Source organism: Campylobacter sp. RM15925 (assembly GCF_012978775.1).
Lineage (GTDB): Bacteria > Campylobacterota > Campylobacteria > Campylobacterales > Campylobacteraceae > Campylobacter_A > Campylobacter_A canis.
This window is the reverse complement of the sequence record NZ_LIWP01000004.1, coordinates 13,192-32,088: the sequence shown is the minus strand read 5'-3', so window position 1 is coordinate 32,088 and position 18,897 is coordinate 13,192. Positions and strand designations below refer to the sequence as shown.

At 39.2% G+C, this 18,897-nt stretch carries 15 protein-coding genes; 4 read left to right on the top strand and 11 right to left on the bottom strand.

Going from position 1 to position 18,897, the window contains the following annotated elements; genetic code table 11:
* Window positions 1-13 precede the first annotated feature (13 nt).
* Together CDOM15925_RS09980 and CDOM15925_RS03275 are read right to left on the bottom strand one after the other, a co-directional pair.
* Window positions 14-346 carry a hypothetical protein gene (locus CDOM15925_RS09980; protein WP_211436660.1) on the bottom strand — a complete coding sequence of 111 codons (333 nt, stop codon included), beginning with the start codon at window positions 344-346 and terminating at the stop codon, window positions 14-16.
* A 1-nt stretch (window position 347) separates the two neighbouring features.
* The gene (locus CDOM15925_RS03275; RefSeq protein WP_169941065.1) at window positions 348-1,676 is read right to left on the bottom strand and encodes an NFACT RNA binding domain-containing protein; all 1,329 of its coding nucleotides are present in this window, start codon (window positions 1,674-1,676) and stop codon (window positions 348-350) included.
* Window positions 1,677-1,800: 124 nt separating this feature from the next.
* Here CDOM15925_RS03275 and leuC point away from each other — a divergent pair, with 124 nt between their 5' ends.
* From leuC to CDOM15925_RS03255, 4 genes are all read left to right on the top strand, one after another.
* The gene (leuC, locus tag CDOM15925_RS03270) at window positions 1,801-3,066 is read left to right on the top strand and encodes a 3-isopropylmalate dehydratase large subunit (protein WP_169941063.1); all 1,266 of its coding nucleotides are present in this window, start codon (window positions 1,801-1,803) and stop codon (window positions 3,064-3,066) included.
* 410 nt (window positions 3,067-3,476) lie between these two features.
* Window positions 3,477-4,037 (top strand): molybdenum cofactor guanylyltransferase, encoded by a 561-nt coding sequence (gene mobA / locus CDOM15925_RS03265; protein ID WP_169941061.1) that lies wholly within the window; start codon window positions 3,477-3,479, stop codon window positions 4,035-4,037.
* Window positions 4,034-5,035: a phospholipase A gene (locus CDOM15925_RS03260; protein ID WP_169941059.1), complete on the top strand. Its 1,002-nt coding sequence runs from the start codon at window positions 4,034-4,036 to the stop codon at window positions 5,033-5,035. Before mobA ends, CDOM15925_RS03260 begins: the two co-directional genes overlap by 4 nt.
* Before the next feature lie 19 nt (window positions 5,036-5,054).
* Complete coding sequence (locus tag CDOM15925_RS03255; RefSeq protein WP_169941057.1) at window positions 5,055-5,624, top strand: YceI family protein; 570 nt, start codon at window positions 5,055-5,057, stop codon at window positions 5,622-5,624.
* Window positions 5,625-5,778: 154 nt separating this feature from the next.
* Here CDOM15925_RS03255 and CDOM15925_RS03250 read toward each other — a convergent pair whose 3' ends face one another.
* The 9 genes from CDOM15925_RS03250 to recA form a co-directional block, all read right to left on the bottom strand.
* A complete protein-coding gene (locus tag CDOM15925_RS03250) occupies window positions 5,779-6,900 on the bottom strand; it encodes a glycerate kinase family protein (protein ID WP_169941055.1) in 1,122 nt (373 codons plus the stop codon).
* Window positions 6,901-7,011: 111 nt separating this feature from the next.
* Entirely contained in the window at window positions 7,012-8,382 is a 1,371-nt protein-coding gene (locus CDOM15925_RS03245) for a GntP family permease (RefSeq protein WP_169941053.1), read from the bottom strand.
* Between the two features lie 417 nt (window positions 8,383-8,799).
* Window positions 8,800-10,071: a DUF2254 domain-containing protein gene (locus CDOM15925_RS03240; protein WP_169941051.1), complete on the bottom strand. Its 1,272-nt coding sequence runs from the start codon at window positions 10,069-10,071 to the stop codon at window positions 8,800-8,802.
* A 100-nt stretch (window positions 10,072-10,171) separates the two neighbouring features.
* Window positions 10,172-12,181, bottom strand: a complete 2,010-nt coding sequence (locus CDOM15925_RS03235) for a rhodanese-like domain-containing protein (RefSeq protein WP_169941049.1) — start codon at window positions 12,179-12,181, stop codon at window positions 10,172-10,174.
* 75 nt (window positions 12,182-12,256) lie between these two features.
* Complete coding sequence (locus CDOM15925_RS03230) at window positions 12,257-14,203, bottom strand: multiheme c-type cytochrome (RefSeq protein ID WP_407063368.1); 1,947 nt, start codon at window positions 14,201-14,203, stop codon at window positions 12,257-12,259.
* Between the two features lie 1,138 nt (window positions 14,204-15,341).
* Window positions 15,342-16,118 (bottom strand): AMIN domain-containing protein, encoded by a 777-nt coding sequence (locus tag CDOM15925_RS03225; protein WP_169941045.1) that lies wholly within the window; start codon window positions 16,116-16,118, stop codon window positions 15,342-15,344.
* A gap of 11 nt (window positions 16,119-16,129) precedes the next feature.
* A complete protein-coding gene (locus CDOM15925_RS03220; protein ID WP_169941043.1) occupies window positions 16,130-16,408 on the bottom strand; it encodes a septum formation initiator in 279 nt (92 codons plus the stop codon).
* Window positions 16,405-17,655 (bottom strand): phosphopyruvate hydratase, encoded by a 1,251-nt coding sequence (gene eno, locus CDOM15925_RS03215; RefSeq protein ID WP_169941330.1) that lies wholly within the window; start codon window positions 17,653-17,655, stop codon window positions 16,405-16,407. The genes CDOM15925_RS03220 and eno overlap by 4 nt, the downstream gene beginning before the upstream one ends.
* Entirely contained in the window at window positions 17,655-18,749 is a 1,095-nt protein-coding gene (recA, locus tag CDOM15925_RS03210) for a recombinase RecA (RefSeq protein WP_169941041.1), read from the bottom strand. The genes eno and recA overlap by 1 nt, the downstream gene beginning before the upstream one ends.
* Window positions 18,750-18,897: the final 148 nt, after the last annotated feature.

Genomic DNA, 18,897 nt, shown 5'->3' with positions numbered 1-18,897 from the left:
ATAAAAATTTTGCTTAGATTTTAATATCTAAAATTCTATCTTGGCTAATTATCTCGCTCTCATCGTCATCTTGCGCCACACCACCTTCGCCGTTTGGCTCCTCTTCACCCTCAAAAATACTCTCACGCTGATCGCTTTGCGATTTTTCGTGTTGATGCTGAGGATCGATTTTATAAGTCTCTTCGGTAGGTCTTACTTGCACGACTTCTTTGTCTTCGTCTTCTTTAAGAGTCATGGCGGCTAGACTTTGCAGGTCAAATCTATTTTGCATATCTGCTTGCTTATTTGCAACGACATTCATATTTTGATTTATATAAATCGTATTTCCAAGCGGCGTTACGGGCATCTTATCCCCCTTGCTCCTTTTGTATTATTATCGTCTTATGATCCGTATAATTTACATGCGCTCCGTCATTTACTCTGACATTTGCGCGCTTTGTGTAATGAACCTCATATCTGCCCGCACCCTTTACGCTAAATTCCACGCAAAGTTTGGCGGCAAACTTAAGCACATCTTCGCTGGGCGAATTCTTAGACGTTTTAATAATAACATGAGATGATGCAATATCTTTTAAATGCATCCAAATATCATCTTTTTTTGAGTTTTTGAGCAAATTTACGTTACCTTTTTCGTTTCTGCCGACTAAAATTTTATAATCGTTTATATAAAAAATATCGATATTGTCGCTTATCTGCTCTTTTTGCTTTACATTTTTAGCTCGTTTAGGGTATAAAATTTCAAGCTCGCTTGTGCTCTTTGCGTTTTTAATCAAATTTAGCAAATTTAGATAAAACTCCTTTTTTTCATTCAAATTTGCTCTTTCGTTTATGACGCCGATTGCTTTTTGCTTGAGTCTTTTTGCTTTAGCGAAAAATAAATTTGCACTATTTTTAGGGCTATCCTCAAGCTTTAAATTTAAAATTTCGCCATTAAAACCGCTTAGTTTTATATCTCGTTGAAATTCTTTCAAGCTATGCAAATTTGCAAGCAAAACGGTTGCGTTTGCGCTTAAAATTTCACTTTGTCTGCTTAGCTCGTCCTCTTTCTCAAGAGAGTTTAAATTCTCTTCAAGCGAGTGTAATTTTTTTAAAATTTGATTTGTTTTTACCTCTTTTAAGTCACTTAAATTTTTCTCATTTAACTTTAAAAATTCCTCTTTAAAAAACTTCTTAAAATCCGAAATTTCGCCGACGGGCTTTTCTTTTATCTCTATGGGCTCAAGCCGGATTAATTTTTTAGACGGTTTAATCCTTCTAAAACTATTTTCGATATGCCTTAAAGCTTCGATTATCACATCGTTTTCATCGGTTATAACGGCGTTTGTAAATCTACCTGTAAATTCAAGATAGAGGTTACTTTTGCTGCTTTTATAAGAACCCTCCTGAACACAGCAAAATTTTAAAATTCTATTGCCGTTAAGAACCTCAGCGCTTAAAATTTTAGAGTTGTTAAACCGCTTTTTTAACGCCACGTCAAAAGGAGCTTTATACTCCTTAATCGCTATAAATTCATCGTTTGTGTAGATGGATGAAGCTGATTTTGAAAGATCAAAAAACAGCTCAAATTTACCATCAAAGCAAATCAAGATCACCATATCTTGGACGCGTTTAACGGATGTGATTTTTCTAAATTCGGATAAAAACTTTTGTATCTGCTTTAAAACTGCGTATTTCATGAGGCTTATTATATGAAAAATTAACAAATTTTTGATAAAATCAGGTAAATTTATGCGCTCTTGCAACTCGCAATCAGATCTATTTGACTAGGCAAAGAGACTAAATTCAAAAAGGAAATTTAACATGAAACAGACAATAACCGAAAAGATATTCTCAAGCCACGTAGGACGCGAAGTTTTTGCAAACGAGATAATAGAGTGCGATATAGACATGGTAATCGGCAACGACATCACGACTCCGATTTCTATAAAGCAGTTTGAGCGAAGCGGTGCGACAAAACTTGCAAATCCTGACGGATTTTCAATCGTCATGGATCACTACATCCCCGCTAAAGACATCCTAAGCGCAAATCAAGCCAAAATTTCGCGCGACTTTGCCTACAAGCACGATTTAAAGCACTATTTTGACGAAAAAGACATGGGTATCGAGCATGCGCTTTTGCCCGAAAAAGGGCTTGTAGTCCCGGGAGACGTGATAATAGGTGCCGATTCTCATACCTGTACTCACGGCGCGCTTGGAGCATTCTCAACCGGCATGGGCTCAACCGATCTTGCGTATGCGATGATAACGGGCAAAAACTGGTTTAAGGTACCGCCTACGATCAAAGTTATATTTAAAGGCAAGCTTGGCGAGCATGTTTACGGTAAGGACTTGATCTTAGAGATCATAAGGCGAATCGGAGTTGACGGCGCTCTTTATAAAGCGCTTGAATTTAGCGGAGAGACGATAGAAGCGCTTGACATGGACTCAAGATTTTCTATGTGCAATATGGCGATAGAAGCAGGTGGAAAAAGCGGAATCATCGCGGTAGATGATATAACAAAAGAATTTTTAAAAGATAAAAATTTACGCTGCGAACCGAAATTTTTCTACTCCGACGAGGGTGCAAAGTATGAGCAAATTTTAGAAATAGACGTTACGAATTTAGATCCCGTCATAGCCTATCCGTTTTTACCAAGCAACGGAAAGAGCGTAAGAGAGGCGGTCAAAGACGATCTGGCGGTCGATCAGGTATTTATCGGATCTTGTACGAACGGGCGCTTAAGCGATCTTAGAATCGCCGCAAAACTTCTAAAAGGAAGAAAAGTAGCTCGCAAAACTCGCCTTATCATAACTCCTGCAACGCAAAAAATAGCCCTTGCCGCGCAAAAAGAGGGGCTCATGGATATATTTGTGGAAGCGGGTGCGGTTGTAAGCAACCCGACTTGTGGAGCCTGTCTTGGCGGATATATGGGAATTTTAGGCGCGGGTGAAAGGTGCGTAGCAACTACGAACAGAAATTTCGTAGGGCGAATGGGCGATAGAACAAGCGAAATTTACCTTGCCAACTCAGCTGTTGCAGTAGCAAGCGCAATAGCGGGCAAGATAGCCGACCCTAGGGATTTGTAAATTTTAGATTTATTTTCTCATGGCGGCGATTTTGCTGTAAAAATGGAGTAAATTTTAAGATTTCACAAACACGAGCAAGCTAGAGAATTTTTAAAGCTTTTGCGATAAAGATAATTATCAAGCTTGCAACGGCTATCCCCACTAAAACCGCTATAACCCAGCCGGTTGTGCATGCCGTTCCAAAAAGGGTTACGCCAAGAAAAACGGCTTAAATTTAATAAATATTTGTGCTTTTACGATTAAATTTAGCACAAAAATGGCGATAAGTTAGATATTTAATAAGATTTAACTTATAAAACGGCACAATAATCGACTAAATTTAAGATAGTTTTTAAAATTTTAGACGACAAAGCGTTGAAAACTTCCTTAAATGCACTTTACAAAGAGCAAAAAGGACTCAAAGGAAAATAATGAAAAATTGCGTTATCTTGGCAGGAGGCAAAAGCTCGCGCATGGGGCAGGATAAGACTCTCATGCCGTTTGGAAATTTTGCCACGCTTACGCACTTTCAAGTGGATAAATTTAGCCAAATTTTTGATAACGTCTTTGTAAGCTCGAAATTTGAGAAATTTGATCCGCCGTTAAAACTCATCAAAGACAAAGTCACGGACGATTTTTCACCGATGTTAGCGTTAGCGAGCATTTTGTCAAATTTCAAAGACGAGAGCGTTTTTATCATGCCTGCGGATATGCCCTTCGTTAGAGTAAAAACGATAGAAGAGCTTTTTAAATTTACGAAAGAATTTGATATAGTTATCCCGCAAGATGACAATCACACACACTCGCTGTGCGGATTTTTTAACTCAAATTTGGCAGATAAAGCAAAAGAATTTTACGAAAAAGGCGAGCATAAGATCGGGCTTTTACACTCGGTTTGCAAATGCAAAAAAGTAAAATTTGAAGATAAAAAAGAGTTTTTTAATATAAACTATTTTAGCGACTACGAGGAAGCTAGAAAGGTGAAATTATGAGAAAAATTTTAATCATAGCGCTTATGTCCGCAAGCCTGTTTGCTCAAAGCGCACAAGAACTTTACGACATGGCTCAGGAATTTGAAAGCAAGGGCGACACCGCAAATGCGATGAAATTTTACAAACTCTCAGCCGAGCGTTCCTTTATCAAGGCTAACGGCGAACAGCTTGAAAAAAGCATCATAGCGCCATCTCAAACGATCGCGGACGCTACTACAGAAGAAAGAAAGATTGCGGCAACCAACGAGCCTCTTAAGATATACGAGAGCGAAGCGCCTTATGACATAGATGAAATTTTAGGTATCAAAATGCACCATCTTAACTACCTTTTGCCTGCAACTACGGCGTTTAAAAATATAGAAGGCAGGAAGAAATTTGAGACAAATTTCCAGCTTAGTATCCAAAAGCCGCTCTTTCATGATGTTTTTGATATGAACGAAACCATCTCGTTTGGCTACTCGCAAAGCTCGTGGTGGCAGACGGCAAAGAGCTCAACGCCGTTTAGAGAGACCAACTACCGACCTGAAATTTTCGTAACGTTTCCTACGAAATTTGAAGTTTTACCTCAGCTTGACTACATAAGGGCGGGGCTTTTACACGAGAGTAACGGACAAGGCGGCGAAAAATCACGCTCATGGAATAGAATTTACGCAAGCGCCAAATTTTACGCAGGCAAATTTATAATCATACCGCGAGGCTGGGTGAGACTGCCCGACCCTGACGGCAAAGACGATAATCCCGGCATAACAAAATATATAGGCGTGGCGGATGTAAATATAGCGTTTCCTTACCGCGGGCACATACTAACTCTTATGCTTCGTAACAACCTGCGTCTTGACAGCACAAACAAAGGCGCTGCCGAAGCTGGCTGGCTATTTCCGTTTGGAAACAGCGGAGTTTATGGATATGTGAAATACTTCAGCGGATACGGCGAGAGCTTGATTGATTATAACAGACACACAAATAAAATCGGAATAGGATTTGCATTACTAAAATGATAGAAATTTAGGAGGAGAAATGGGAAAAATAATAAAATTTTTGTTGCCTTTTGCAATTTTAGCGGGGCTTTTAAATGCGGCGGATTATGAGATAGATCCCGCTCATAGCAATATAGGATTTTCGGCAAAACACCTTAAGATAACAAAAGTTCACGGAAATTTCACAACATATCAAAGTAAAATTAGTTACGACAAATTTACAAACCGCTTAACCAAGCTTGAAGCAGATATCGAAGCAAAGTCTGTAAATACGCAAAACCAAAAGCGCGATGCGCATCTTGTAGAGGAGGTTTTCTTTTATGCGGAGAAATTCCCCAAGATGAAATTTAAAATGATAAGATTTGAGAAGAAAAGCGAAACCAAGGGCAAAATTTACGGCAATATCACCATAAGAGATATCACAAAGCCTATAGAGCTTGACTTTGAATACGGCGGCGAAAACAGAGATAAGCAAGGTGTAGAGAAAATCGGTCTTAACATAGAAGGAAGCTTACTTAGAAGCGATTTTAATATAGGCGAAAAATACCCCGACTCGCTCATATCAAACAAAATAGAGATAAAAATCGACATAGAGGCTATGCTTAAATAGCCTGTTGTCGCTTATAAAAACGGGCTAAATGCTAGTCCTTTTTGATATTGGCTAAATTTAAACCATAACGAAAATTTCGGATTTAAATTCCTAAAATACCTAACCAATTAAAATAAAAATTTTATATCAAATATCAATTTTATAGGCTTTAATTTTAAAGCCTATAAAGCCTCATAACCTGCTCGCTAACTCGCGTTATGTTTTTTGTTGCGGTCTCTTTATCCATAGCCTCTTCAAGACTTAGGGGCTCATTTAATATACTAAAAAACGCATCGATGCCACTTTCGTTGCAATTTCTAGCGCAATCCGTAACGCATCCTGCAAGTGCTACTACAGGTTTGTTGTATTTTTTTGCTATCTTTGCAACCCCTGTAGGTGTCTTGCCCATCGAACTTTGAAAATCAAGCCTACCCTCGCCTGTTATAACCAAATCAGCCTTTCTAATCTCATCTTCAAGGCGAATTTCTTCCGTTATGATGTCAATTCCCGGCTTTAATTTGGCATTTAAGTAGCTTACGAACCCAAACCCAAGTCCGCCTGCCGCTCCAGCACCTTTAAAATTCCAAAATTCGCTTGAAAAATGCTCGCTCGTAGCGCTTGCAAAGCTGATAAGTCCCGCGTCAAGCTCCTTTACCATCTTCTCATCAGCCCCCTTTTGAGGTCCGTAAACATAAGCCGCTCCGTTTTTACCAAATAAAGGATTATCCACGTCACAGGCTATTAGGAATTCACACTCCTTAAGCTCCGGCATAACGTTTTTTTCGGAAATTTTAGTTATTTTAATCAAATTTTCGCCTATGCCTTCAAGTAAATTTCCAAATTCGTCATAAAATTCATATCCAAGCGCGCTTAGCATACCCGTACCTGCGTCATTTGTAGCGCTTCCGCCGATACCTATGATGAATTTTCTCGCACCCTTGTTTATCGCATGCACTATCATCTGACCAAAGCCGTAGGTGCTTGTTTTATTAGGATTTCTGCGCTCTTTTTCTATGAGAGTTAGCCCGCTAGCGCTTGCCATCTCCAAAATTCCAAGCTCGCCTGCGATAGCGTATCTTGCGGGGATTTTTTCGCCAAGCGGATTTTGCACGATAGCTTCTATAAATTCGCCGCCAAGAGCATCGGCTAAAGCCTCCACGCTACCCTCGCCGCCGTCTGCTATGGGCTTAACGATAACCTCGTCGCAAAACGCTTTAATACCCTCTTTTACGGCATTGCCCGCCTCAAACGAGCTTAGCGAACCCTTAAAAGAATCAATAGCTACTAAAACTCTCATAAACTCTCCTTACATGATCTTTCACGGCTCGCATCGCCGCATATAAATTAAAATTTGGGCTAAATTTGACTCTAAAACAAGTTCAAATTTAGCCGAGAAATCACTTGCTAATTATAGCAATATAAGCGAAGCTAACCAAACGGTTGCCATACCCACAACTCCCATAATAAGAGTTAAAGTAGTTTGGGTCTTATAGCCTTGTTCAGGCGTCATCTTACTGAAATTCGTAACAACCCAAAAATAGCTGTCGTTAGCGTGAGATACGGTCATGGCTCCCGCTGCGATAGCCATAACGGTAAGAGCAGCACCCATTTCCGTAGTAAGCCCAAGAGCCGTCATCATTGATGTGCTGTCGGTAAATAACCCCATAATCGCCGCCGTAGTAGTAAGCGCGACGGTCGAGCTTCCTTGAGCCGTCTTGATGATAGCAGATATAAGAAACGGGAAGAATATTCCAACCGAGCCTATAACGTGAGCGTTCGCTTTCATAAATTCAACAAATCCCGCTGCGGTTATAACCTTACCAAGCACGCCGCCGGCTGCCGTTATAAACAAAATCGGTCCTACTATCTTAAGCGTGTCGTTTGTCATTAGGTTAAATTCTTTAATCTTGCCCGTATTTACAAGTAAGATAACTGCAAACACAACGCCTACGCCAAGCGCTATAACAGGACTTCCTAAGAATAAAAAGAAATTTGCAATCGCACCTTTCATACCTGCGATTTTTACTATCGAGCCAAGAGCCATCAAAACGATAGGAGCTAAAATCGGAGCCAAACTTAAAAATGCGCACGGAAGCTTGCCGTATTCTTTGATAAGCTCGTCATAGCTCTTGCCTACTTCGTTTAAATCCTCTTTGATGGTTATTTTACTGCCTATGTATTTAGAATAAAGGTAAGCTGATATAAGCACAGGGATAGAAACTACGATACCAACCATAATCACAAGAAGCAAATTTCCGCCTATACCCACAAATCCGGCTGCGGCTATAGGTCCTGGAGTAGGAGGAACGAACACGTGAGAGGTGTAAAGACCGCCCGAGAGAGCTACCGCCATGCCAACAGGGCTTGCGCCGATCTTTTCTCTTATGGCTCTGCGAATCGGATCAAGCACGACAAAACCGCTATCGCAAAACACGGGAATTCCTACTATCCAACCCATGATAAGCATAGCCATTTCAGGATGCTTTTCGCCTACGCATTTTACGACCATATCGGCTAATTTTAAAGCAGCACCGGTCTTTTCAAGCGCCATGCCAATAAGCGCGCCAAAGATGATGACTATACCGATACTTTTAAATATTCCGCTAAATCCGTCGCCGATAATTCCAGGTATCTTAACCAGATCAATGCCCGCAACGATCGCAAGCACTAAAGATATAAGCATGATAGCCAAAAACGGATGCACTCCGACCTTTGATATAAGCCAAATCATCAAAATTATAGCTATAACGAAACACACGATTAACGCAACGCCGCTCATAAAAGCTCCTTTGAAATAAATTTGTCTAAAACATCTTACCAAAAGTTAGTTTTTAAAATCTTAAATGCTAGGCGGATTTGTTTTATATTTATTATCAAAATATTTAAATTTATTATTTTACGGATTTGCCAAATTTTAGGCAAAATTTTAACCTTAAAAGAGTTTTGGGATAAGTAAATTGAGTTTAAACCATAAACATCAAATAGCACCTCAATAAGCCTTGAGTACTAAAACATGTCACAAAATTTTAAACAAAGACCGCTTTATCAAGGATATAGGCTAAACCAAAGGCTTCTTAAACGGCAATTTAGCTGGCACACTTAATGGCAAAAGCGAATCGATTGCTAAATTTAAAAATTTAAACAAGTCTTTTGGCGCTTGTAAATAAGTATCAAGTTGCTAAAATTTTAAGACATCTTAACCAAAAAATTCACCATACTTCTTACTTAATCTTGCTTTGTCAAAATCACTTACAAGCACGCTTAAGCTTCTATCAAGAGCTGTTTTGGCTTGAGCTTTGGAAGCGGATTTTAAAATTTCATCCTCGCTGTTTTTGTATACGGCAAAAAGCGTCTTTTGAATCCTAAGTGCTACCTCTACGTTTGAAGCTCCGTCGCGAGCTATGGCATCTATGCTTTGAGTTATAAAGTCGCCTATATCAAGGTCTTTAACGCCTATTCGGTCATAAATATATGCTTTGTCCTTATCCTGCAAGACGCTCTCGTCAAGCAAAAGTCTGGCTATCAAATTTAGCACGCTAAATGCAGTTCCGGGGTCATTTACGGCAGGAGATAGAGCTCTTTGTGCAACTTCACTAAGCACGATAAGTCCAAATCTTGGATCTTGTTCAAAGCTTCTTTGAGTTTCTATAACAAAGCTTTCATAAATTTGAGCAAGCATGCTCTCTTTTTCTTTTGCACTTAAGTCGGTATCTTCATCAAAATACAAAAATGCAAGCTCATCGCCTTTAAATACATAATCGCCCGATCTTACATCAATAAAAATTTTAAAGCCCAATTTTTTAGATAGATTATAAAGATAGTTTAAATTCATATGAGTTAGATAACCCGTGCCTTTAGAGTAAAGCGCTATATCGGGCTCTTTATCGTTTGGATTCCAGCAAGCTCCTAAATTTGGGCTTAAGGCATGATTCTTCATGGCTTTTGCGGTAGCATTATAAATTTTATCAAGAGTATTTCCAAGCCTACCAAGATGCGAGAGCGTATGAACCCACTTTATAAGCGTATAGATAAGATACACAAGCACGGTAGCCGTACTTATAAATAGTATAAATCTGCCGTTTTGACCGTAGTATTCAAGCCCAAGAGCTATCTTAGCGATCACCGCATAGATAAACGCCGATATGAAACTAGCTATCGTTATGCGGGTATTGTCATCGGCCATTATTAGCTCGGTAGCCCTTGGAGTAGCGTTTGCAGAAGCGCTAGAAAAAGCAGAAACCATAATGGAAAGCGAAAAAGTAATAACCGCAAGCATACTTGAAGCTATGATGTCAAGAAGTCCTTGTAATATATCTCGCTTAATATCGGGCAAAAGCTCGGATGGAAGATAAAAAGTCCCTAAAAACGCCATAAAGGCAAATACTATAGCGATGACCGCGCCAAGAGCAGGCATAACCCAAAGAGTATTACTTGGCTTTTTTAGCCAGATGAAAATTTTATACCACAAATTTAATCCTTTGAGAGATTATACAATTTTAAGGGCGGGATTATGAAATTTAAAAAGGATAAAAAGAAAAATCCCCGCCAAAAGCCGGCAGGGATAAGTGTTACGCTATAAACGCGTAGATCATCATAAATAAGAACACCATACCGGTTACTAGCATCGCATATCCTGCGAATTTAGCTAGGAAGCTGTATGATTTGAAGTTATCTTCTTTCTCGACTAATTTATCAAACATTCCGTTTTTCATCAAGCGGTCATACCACTTGCTTCTTTCTTGTCTCATCTCTTCGGCAGTTAAGCTTCCTGAGAAGATTACCGTATCCATAGGGAAGCGGTCCGCTCTAAAGTGAGTGTTAAAGAAGTGGATCGCAAAGATAAATCCTGTCGCTAGCAACGCCTCGTCTGAGTGTACTAGAGTCGAAAGGTTTAGCGCCCAACCCGGTAAGAAATTTGAAAACCAAGTAGGGAACCACAACACAAGACCGGAAAATCCGATGATAAACATACCCCAGAACACCGCAAGGTAGTCGAATTTCTCCCAGTATGTCCAGCGGTCAAACTGAGGTCTTTCGCCTTTACCCATAAACCATCTGAAGTGGTCTCTCATATCTCTTAAGTCTTGCATATTTGGCATCAAGCTGTTTACGCCAAAGACACCGCCTTCATATTTACCCCATTTAGCGATTATTTCGGCTATATGGCTAAAGAACACGGCAAACATAATAACCGCTGAAATATGGTGAATTTGAGTAGCCATGATAGGTCCGCCCATTAAATTCATCATATCTTGAGCCCAAGGAGCCGTATAGAATTTTTGCGGTAAGCCCGAGAACGCAAGTCCAAGGAATGAAGCCGCCATAAAGAAGTGCTGCCACATATGGAATGCGCTAAAGCGTCTAACCTTAACTCTATCGTGATGAGCCGCCTCTCTTGCTTTTTTCCAAGCAACCGGATTTTCAAGTCTAGTTTTAATAAGCTTAATTGACCACAACAATGTATGGAAGCCAAAGAAGCTAAATACCGCTATAACAAGTCCCGTCATAAATATATACGCCGTATATAAAAGAGGGAATTTCTCACCGTCGGTATGATCCGCGTGAGCTACAAAGCTAACGAAATTCTCATTTGATCCAGGGTGACACTCCGCACATGTTTTGATACGATTTTCCGTCATAGCCAAAGTTGATCTTGGATCATCGATCTTAAATACGTTGTGCGTTCCGTGACAATCAAAGCACGCCGCAACCCTTGGTGCATCGCCCGGCTTGTTAAGCAAGAGCGCTTTACCGTGGAAGGTATCGTGATAGTGCTTTTGTTGCTCTTCGTGACAAGAGCCACATTTTTGCTCGCTAAGTTGCTTAAGATCAAGCGTCATCCTAGCTTTCGCCGTGTGGATACCGTGACAATCAGAGCAGTTAGGAAGCTCTTTGTTCGGATCTAAATTCTTATGAGACGCTTCATCGTGAACGCTTCCCATAAAATCTTTTTTCACATCTTTGTGACAGCTTGCACAGTTGTCGTTTACGAAATCTTTATCTTTAAAAAGCTCTTCGCGTTGCTCTTTTGAAGCAAATAGAATTTTTTCCGAGCTATGGCAATCTCTACAAGAAGGAATTTGACCAAATAGTCTTCCTCCGTGAACCATATCTTCAAAATCTTCTATCTTCTCTTCGGTTAGCTTTCTTTTTGATTTACCTACTTTTTCTATCTTATTTCCGGCTATTGACCATCCCTCTACGCCATCGGTTAAGATGTAGAGATTTTTATAGCCCAAATCTTTAGCAGCCTTTGCTGCAACGCTGCTGTCAAAGCTCATTCTATTGTCAGAGTAAAATACTAAATGAGCCTCTTTATCTTTTGGCAATAACGATGCATTCAACTCGTCCGCATTGTTTAAAATCGCTCCGGGAATATGTCCGAACAGACGACCCGCAGGCGAACTCATATCTATAAAATATGTATCTTTTTGACCTAGCATCTTCTCAGCTTGATTGATACTAAGCGATTTTGCCCCTTCAATACCAAAATTTAAAGGCGAATCCATACTAGCAAAAAGATTATGCGATATCGTTAAAGCAAAAAATATCATCAATCTTATACATAATCCATACATATTCTTTCCTCCATATATCCTAATGAACCGTCACTAGGTATAGCGGGGCGATTTTGCCCCGCAGCCGTGTTTAGCTTATTTTGATTTACCTTCTAAGATGTTTGTTGCTTGCTCAACGTAAACCAAAGCTTCATCAACTAGTTTCAAAGAATATTTAGGTCCGTGAACACCCCAAGAACCGTCTTTTTTGAGTTTTTCTAAGATATCCTCGGCTTGTCTTGCATAAGATATAACTCTAGCTTTTTGATCTGTTGTAAGTTTTTTGTTGTTACTCATACCGCGATCAATCTTTCTAAGAGCGATTTCTACTTTTGAGTAGCCATCTTTAACAGGAAGTTGCCATTCCATAACTAGGTCATAAATCATAGCTTGATCTGTAAATTTAAGCTTATCAGGCAATGTTGATTGAACAGGGCTATGGCAACCGCTAGCTCCAGGAGCCATTAGGTTAGGATCGCTAAAGCTTGTTCTACCGCAAGACCACATTAAGTCAACGAAGAATCTTCCATTTTCATCTCTATCAAGTGTCCAGCCTTTTACAGTCATAGGATCTCTTGGTTTGCCTTCAGGTGGGTTGATTGATTTTCTATCTTTATCAACCATGATGTTCCAGATGTGTGAAGCACGAACGTTGTCAAATCCACCTTTATCAGGGTTTTGAACAGCTGCGAAGTTCTCACAACTCATCATATTTGGCATGTGACATCCTGTACAATTGTCTTTAGCGTGAATTCCGCCTTGTTTAAAGAAGCTTTTTTGAACTTCGTGGCAGTCTTCGCAAGTCTTTTTAAGTCCTGTTAATGTATAGCCGTCTTTCCAGTCGTTAGCTGTAACTTCGTGCGGATCGTGGCAAGTGTTACATCTCATACCTTCATCATAGTGAGCAGAGTTGAACAGTTGAGCACCTTCGGTTCCGCAAGATGGACAAGATGATTTAAAGTATGCGTTAAACTGTTTTCTTGGGTTCTTTTCAGAGTCTGCTTTATGCCAAGCAAATCTTTGGTGACATCTTTCGCAGTTACTTGGCATACCCGCACCTCTAGCACCGTACAAGTGAGCTCCCGCACCGTGGCACTCCTCGCAGCTAATACCTTTTGTTATAGTATGCTCTCTTAATTTCTTAGAATCGCCAAGAGCCGCGTAGAATTCATCTTTAGATTTAAAGTCGAATTTAAATGTATGACAAATTTCGCAATACGCACTTGCAGGTTGGAATTTGAAATTTTTTCTATTTGATGCGCCGTATGAGTTCATACCCCACATATGAGAACCGCTCTTGCCGAAATCTTCCATTTTAGTAGGGAATCCCGGAGAGAATTCTGCTATCTTTTTAGTCATTTCAGGAGTTAGGAATTTAGCCCATAAAACTGAGTATTGGTTACCACCCGCTACTAGTTTACCGCTAAGATCGCTTAAATTTCCGTCTTCAACGTGGTATGTTCCGCGAACCAACCATTTATCAAGGAAGCCGTATTTTGTTCTTGGGGTTCCTATGATACCGTATACATCATCAGGCTGAATACCTGTAGTAAGGATAGGAGTTGTCTCGATAGCTCCCGGAAGTCCTTTTTTAACATCTCCACCTACCTCTTCAAGCTCTTCTGGCCATCTTATGGTTTTAGCGTGACGTGAGCGCTCCCATTGCATATATTGAGCAGGGTGGCACTCGCCGCATTTTTTATGCCCTACGAATTTGTTTGGAAAGTCAAGGAATGACTCCATACCAAGACGATAAGTAACTGCGGTATGCTCCATATTGTTCTCTTTAGCATAATCAGGACCATGGTTTATCTCAATAAATTCCTCCACACGATCGCTTAAGCCGTATTTACCTACAAGCCTACCTTCTTTTTCATAGTGAAAAACCGGGTGATTTTTCTTTAAATACTCCCAGTACTCTTTTTCATGCCCAACATAATCTTCCAAAGTTCTTGGGGCAACGCCGTCGTTTTGAAACGTTTCTCCTTGCTCAAAAGGCTCCTCATATCTGTCGTCCGCGCTTAGAGGAGATATAGCGCACATAGCAAGAAAACAACTACAGGTTATAAATTTTAACCAACCTCGTTTCATCTCATTCTCCTTCATAAATTTTATAAACAACATTTTTCAAAAATTATGTTATCGGTACAAATCTAAATATTAAAATTTAATCTTTAGATTTAAAAAATTAAAGCCAAATTTATTAAGGTTCTGGCTATTTAACCTTAAATCTGATCTTTTTATACCGAGAAAAGATCAAATCTAGCTCTCGTCTTTATACCCTCCTTTCATGACAAGAGAAATACAAGAACTAATGTATTAATCCTATTTTAAATAAAATATTAATACATATTTTTTTAAACTATTCTAAATTTAAGTGTAAGCGAAATATTATTTTTGAGTTTTTTTTGATGTTTTTTTAGTATCATAATCTTCTTATATATAAATTATAAATTTAATATCTATAAATATTGTAAATTCACTATTTGATATTCAATATTAAAAAGATAATATATTACTATTACATATAATTCTCAATATAAAATTTAGATATACATAACCTTAAATAATAAAAATAGTAACCAAATCGTTACAAATTATAATTTGTCAAATTTATAATTTGTTAAAAATACATTAGAATTGTGCATAAAATAATATTTTTCGTTTATTCAAAATACCATGCCTGCACCATGTAACTATTTGAAACATTTTTTAATATTCTTTAAAATTTAAAATTTAATTTTTCTAATTAAAATTAAGAGTTATTAGGTCTTATTTCAAAAACTCCTGTTGTTAGCAGTTCAAATTTGTATTATAGAGTAATAAAACATAATTGCATTAATAATAACATTATAAAAAGCAGAATTAAAACTAATCTTAAAAAGAAGCTGTAGAAGATTATTTTTTAATAGCATCTACTCTAATTCCAAACAGAATAATATTTAAGAACACTTAGTTAACACCAACCAAAACAAGATAAGATTTAAATATGATATCAAGAAAACATCAAGAAAATTTTAGTAGAGATATGAATCAAGCAACTATACAGTGAAGCTAATCAAACATAGCCTATAGATTTAAATTTAACCAATCAAATTTATTATCATGCAGATATAAAAATTTTACAAAAACGCTTAAACCAATATATCTTAACAATATCAAAAGTCAAATAGAGCAAAGGCTATCTCTTTAAAGTTAAGAAATATCCCTCCTCGTCACTAGTAATTGTGTATTTATATCTCTTATCAAGAGTTATGGAAGCTCGGTAAAATCCATCGTGAGCTCCAAAAGTAATTGATTCAAAAGCACCGCAGTCAAGCTTAAAAGTCTTAGTAAGAAATCCTTTTGGATTTTTGAAGTCAATTACGATCTTTTTGTCTTTAAGCACGGCAAAATCTCTTTTTTTGATATCTTTTGTGAGAATTTTAAGGCTCATAGGGCTAAATTCAAAATCCGCTTTATGAAAGCTTATTTTTTTAAGCGGCTCTTGTTTTTTTTCTTCGACAGGAGCAGGCTTGATAACCACTTCTTGCATCGGCTCTTGTTTCATAGTGTCTTGTCTGGTTAAATTTATATCAGCGCCCATAGGTTTGGAAGAGGCTTTAACCGAAACATCAACCACAGGCTCATTCATCGTAACCGACACATCAGGCTTTAGCACTACTGCAGGCGACAGAGTCTTTGTTAGCGTTAGTTCATCATTCCAATTTATGCTCTTATTTACATCGATAACTTTTTCTTTGATACTTCCGTCTTCACTCTTATACTTAACCGATACAGAGATAAAATTCCTTGCATCGCTCGGGAATTTTATGTTTTGCTTTTCAAAAGGAGCTAAAATTTCAACCGAATTTGTCGTAGTTACGCTTGTATTTAAATCGCCCGTCGGTACAAACGGATTCTCTCTGCCAAAGCTAGCACTTAAAAAAACCAATACAAAAAACCAAATTTTATCCATATCAACTCCAATTATTTACTATCTTGCGGTTCAAGCTCTTTTAGCTCAAAAAACGACTTTTGAAGCTCGGCATTGCGCTTTTTTAAAATTTCCACATCTTTTTTAAGCTGCTCTTTTTGATCCTGAAGCCCTAACATTACGTCTAAAGACCTCTTACCAAACATTATATTTCCCACATATATGCCAAAAAGAGCCACACAAAGAAGCAATCCGATAATCTTAACAATAGTTTTAAAAGAGTATGATCTCTTTATCTCATTCTCGTCATACTCCTTTAAAATTTCACTCAAATTTCATTTCCTAAAAATTCATCTGTCTCAAGCTCGATCTCAAGAAGGCGGTTGTATTTGGCGTTTCTTTCGCTTCTTGAGGTTGCGCCCGTTTTTATCTGACCCGTATTCATCGCTACGGCAAAATCAGCTATAAAGCTATCTTCACTCTCGCCGCTTCTATGACTCATGACGCAGCGATAGCCCTTGCGTTGCGCTAAGCGGATAGTTTGCATCGTTTCGCTTACGCTTCCTATCTGATTTGGCTTGATTAAAATCGCGTTTGCAACACCTTTTTTAATGCCCTCTCTTAAAATTTTCTCATTAGTTACGAAAAGATCATCTCCTACGAGCTGAACCTTGCTTCCAAGTCTAGCCGTGAGCTTCGCCCAACCATCCCAATCATCCTCGCTAAGTCCGTCTTCGATAGAAAATATCGGATACTTATCGCAAAGTTTTGCGTAGTACTCTATAAGCTCTTCGGAGCTAAATTTCTTGCCTTCAAGCTCGTAAGAGCCCGCTTTATAAAGCTCACTTGCAGCCACGTCAAGAGCCAGTTTTATCTGCTCGCCCGGCTTATATCCCGCTTTTTCAATGGCTTGCATTATGATCTTAAGAGGCTCTTCATTATCCTTTAAATTCGGTGCAAATCCGCCCTCATCGCCAACTGCGGTGCTGTGGCCAAGCTCGTTTAAAATTCCTTTTAAAACCTGATAAATTTCAGCCGCGGCTCTTAGGGCATCGCTAAATTTCTCAAACCCGAAAGGCATAATCATAAATTCTTGAAAATCCACGCTGTTGTTTGCGTGCGCTCCGCCGTTTATGATGTTAAACATCGGCACGGGAAGCACGCTTGCATTCGCTCCGCCAAGATAACGATAAAGAGATATATTTAAGCTTTTTGCAGCCGCTCTAGCAACCGCCATAGATACGCCAAGCACGGCATTTGCGCCTAAATTTGAGTAATTATCGGTCCCGTCAAGCCTCTTCATCTCATCATCGATTGATTTTTGATCGTAAGCGTTTAGCCCGATTATCGCTTCGGCTATAGCTTCATTTACGTTGCTAACCGCCTTTAGCACGCCCTTGCCGCAATATCTACTATCCTTATCCCTAAGCTCTAAAGCCTCGCGCTTGCCGGTACTAGCTCCGCTTGGCACGACAGCGCTTGCAACCGTCCCGTCACTTAGTGCAACCGTAGCGCGTACAGTCGGATTTCCTCTACTGTCTAAAACTTCTATCGCCGTAACATCATCTACAAAAATCATCATTCATCTCCTGTTTCTTGACTATCTTCGTCATCTTTGCCGCCGCCGCTTATGATGTGCTCAATTCCCATAGATCCTTTTATCGCGGCTACGATCTCATCGGCCACTTCAGGATTTTCTTTTAAATACGCCTTGGCATTTTCTCTGCCTTGACCGAGTTTGCTTGCATTATAACTAAACCAAGCGCCGCTTTTATCGACTATATCAAGCTTAACGCCGTAGTCGATTATCTCGCCTTCTTTGCTGATTCCTTCGCCAAACATTATGTCAAATTCGGCCGTTTTAAACGGAGGCGCAACTTTGTTTTTCACTACTTTTACTTTCGTTCGGTTGCCGATAGGCTCTTCATTTTGTTTAAGAGTTGCGATTTTACGAACGTCAAGACGAACGGAAGAGTAAAATTTAAGCGCATTTCCACCCGTTGTAGTCTCAGGCGTGCCATACCCCATAGCGCCTATCTTCATGCGAATTTGGTTGATGAAGATGACGGTGGTTTTCATCTTATGCACGATTCCGGTTAGCTTTCTTAAGGCTTGGCTCATAAGTCTTGCTTGAAGTCCTACGTGCTGATCACCCATATCGCCCTCTATCTCGCTTTTTGGCGTAAGTGCGGCGACACTATCAACCACGATAAGATCGATCGCTCCGCTTCTTGCAAGAGTCTCTACGATATCAAGAGCTTGCTCGCCAAAATCGGGTTGAGATATGTAAAGATTATCCGTATCAACGCCTAAATTTGAAGCGTATTTCACGTCAAGAGCATGCTCCGCATCGACAAATGCGCAAATTCCGCCCGCTTTTTGAGCTTCGGCGATGATATGAAGCGTTAAAGTCGTCTTTCCCGAGCTTTCAGGTCCGTAAATTTCTATCACCCTACCCTTTGGAACGCCGCCTATACCAAGAGCCAGATCAAGTCCGATCGAGCCCGTAGCTATCGAGTCTATAGGCTCTACTTGCCTATCTCCAAGGCGCACCATAGTGCCCTTGCCAAAAGCTTTATCAATCTGCTTTAACGCTAGATCAAGAGCCTTCTTCTTGTCGGATTCTGATTCTAGCGGGGTTAACTTTTTCTTGTCGTCTTTTTCAGCTGCCATTTACTGCCTTTAAATTTGTAATAAATTGTCTGATTTTATCAAATTTGAGATGAATTTTCGTTTATTTGAAATTTGAAGTTTAAATTTTATATTTGATTTGCACAAAAGCTTAAAGCCCTAAAACCAAAATAAATAATCACGATAAAGC

Coding starts and splice junctions, on each gene's coding strand:
- CDOM15925_RS09980 (WP_211436660.1), bottom strand. CDS start 346: ATGCCCGTAACGCCGCTTGGAAATACGATTTATATAAATCAAAATATG.
- CDOM15925_RS03275 (WP_169941065.1), bottom strand. CDS start 1,676: ATGAAATACGCAGTTTTAAAGCAGATACAAAAGTTTTTATCCGAATTT.
- leuC (WP_169941063.1), top strand. CDS start 1,801: ATGAAACAGACAATAACCGAAAAGATATTCTCAAGCCACGTAGGACGC.
- mobA (WP_169941061.1), top strand. CDS start 3,477: ATGAAAAATTGCGTTATCTTGGCAGGAGGCAAAAGCTCGCGCATGGGG.
- CDOM15925_RS03260 (WP_169941059.1), top strand. CDS start 4,034: ATGAGAAAAATTTTAATCATAGCGCTTATGTCCGCAAGCCTGTTTGCT.
- CDOM15925_RS03255 (WP_169941057.1), top strand. CDS start 5,055: ATGGGAAAAATAATAAAATTTTTGTTGCCTTTTGCAATTTTAGCGGGG.
- CDOM15925_RS03250 (WP_169941055.1), bottom strand. CDS start 6,900: ATGAGAGTTTTAGTAGCTATTGATTCTTTTAAGGGTTCGCTAAGCTCG.
- CDOM15925_RS03245 (WP_169941053.1), bottom strand. CDS start 8,382: ATGAGCGGCGTTGCGTTAATCGTGTGTTTCGTTATAGCTATAATTTTG.
- CDOM15925_RS03235 (WP_169941049.1), bottom strand. CDS start 12,181: ATGTATGGATTATGTATAAGATTGATGATATTTTTTGCTTTAACGATA.
- CDOM15925_RS03230 (WP_407063368.1), bottom strand. CDS start 14,203: ATGTGCGCTATATCTCCTCTAAGCGCGGACGACAGATATGAGGAGCCT.
- CDOM15925_RS03225 (WP_169941045.1), bottom strand. CDS start 16,118: ATGGATAAAATTTGGTTTTTTGTATTGGTTTTTTTAAGTGCTAGCTTT.
- eno (WP_169941330.1), bottom strand. CDS start 17,655: ATGATTTTTGTAGATGATGTTACGGCGATAGAAGTTTTAGACAGTAGA.
- recA (WP_169941041.1), bottom strand. CDS start 18,749: ATGGCAGCTGAAAAAGACGACAAGAAAAAGTTAACCCCGCTAGAATCA.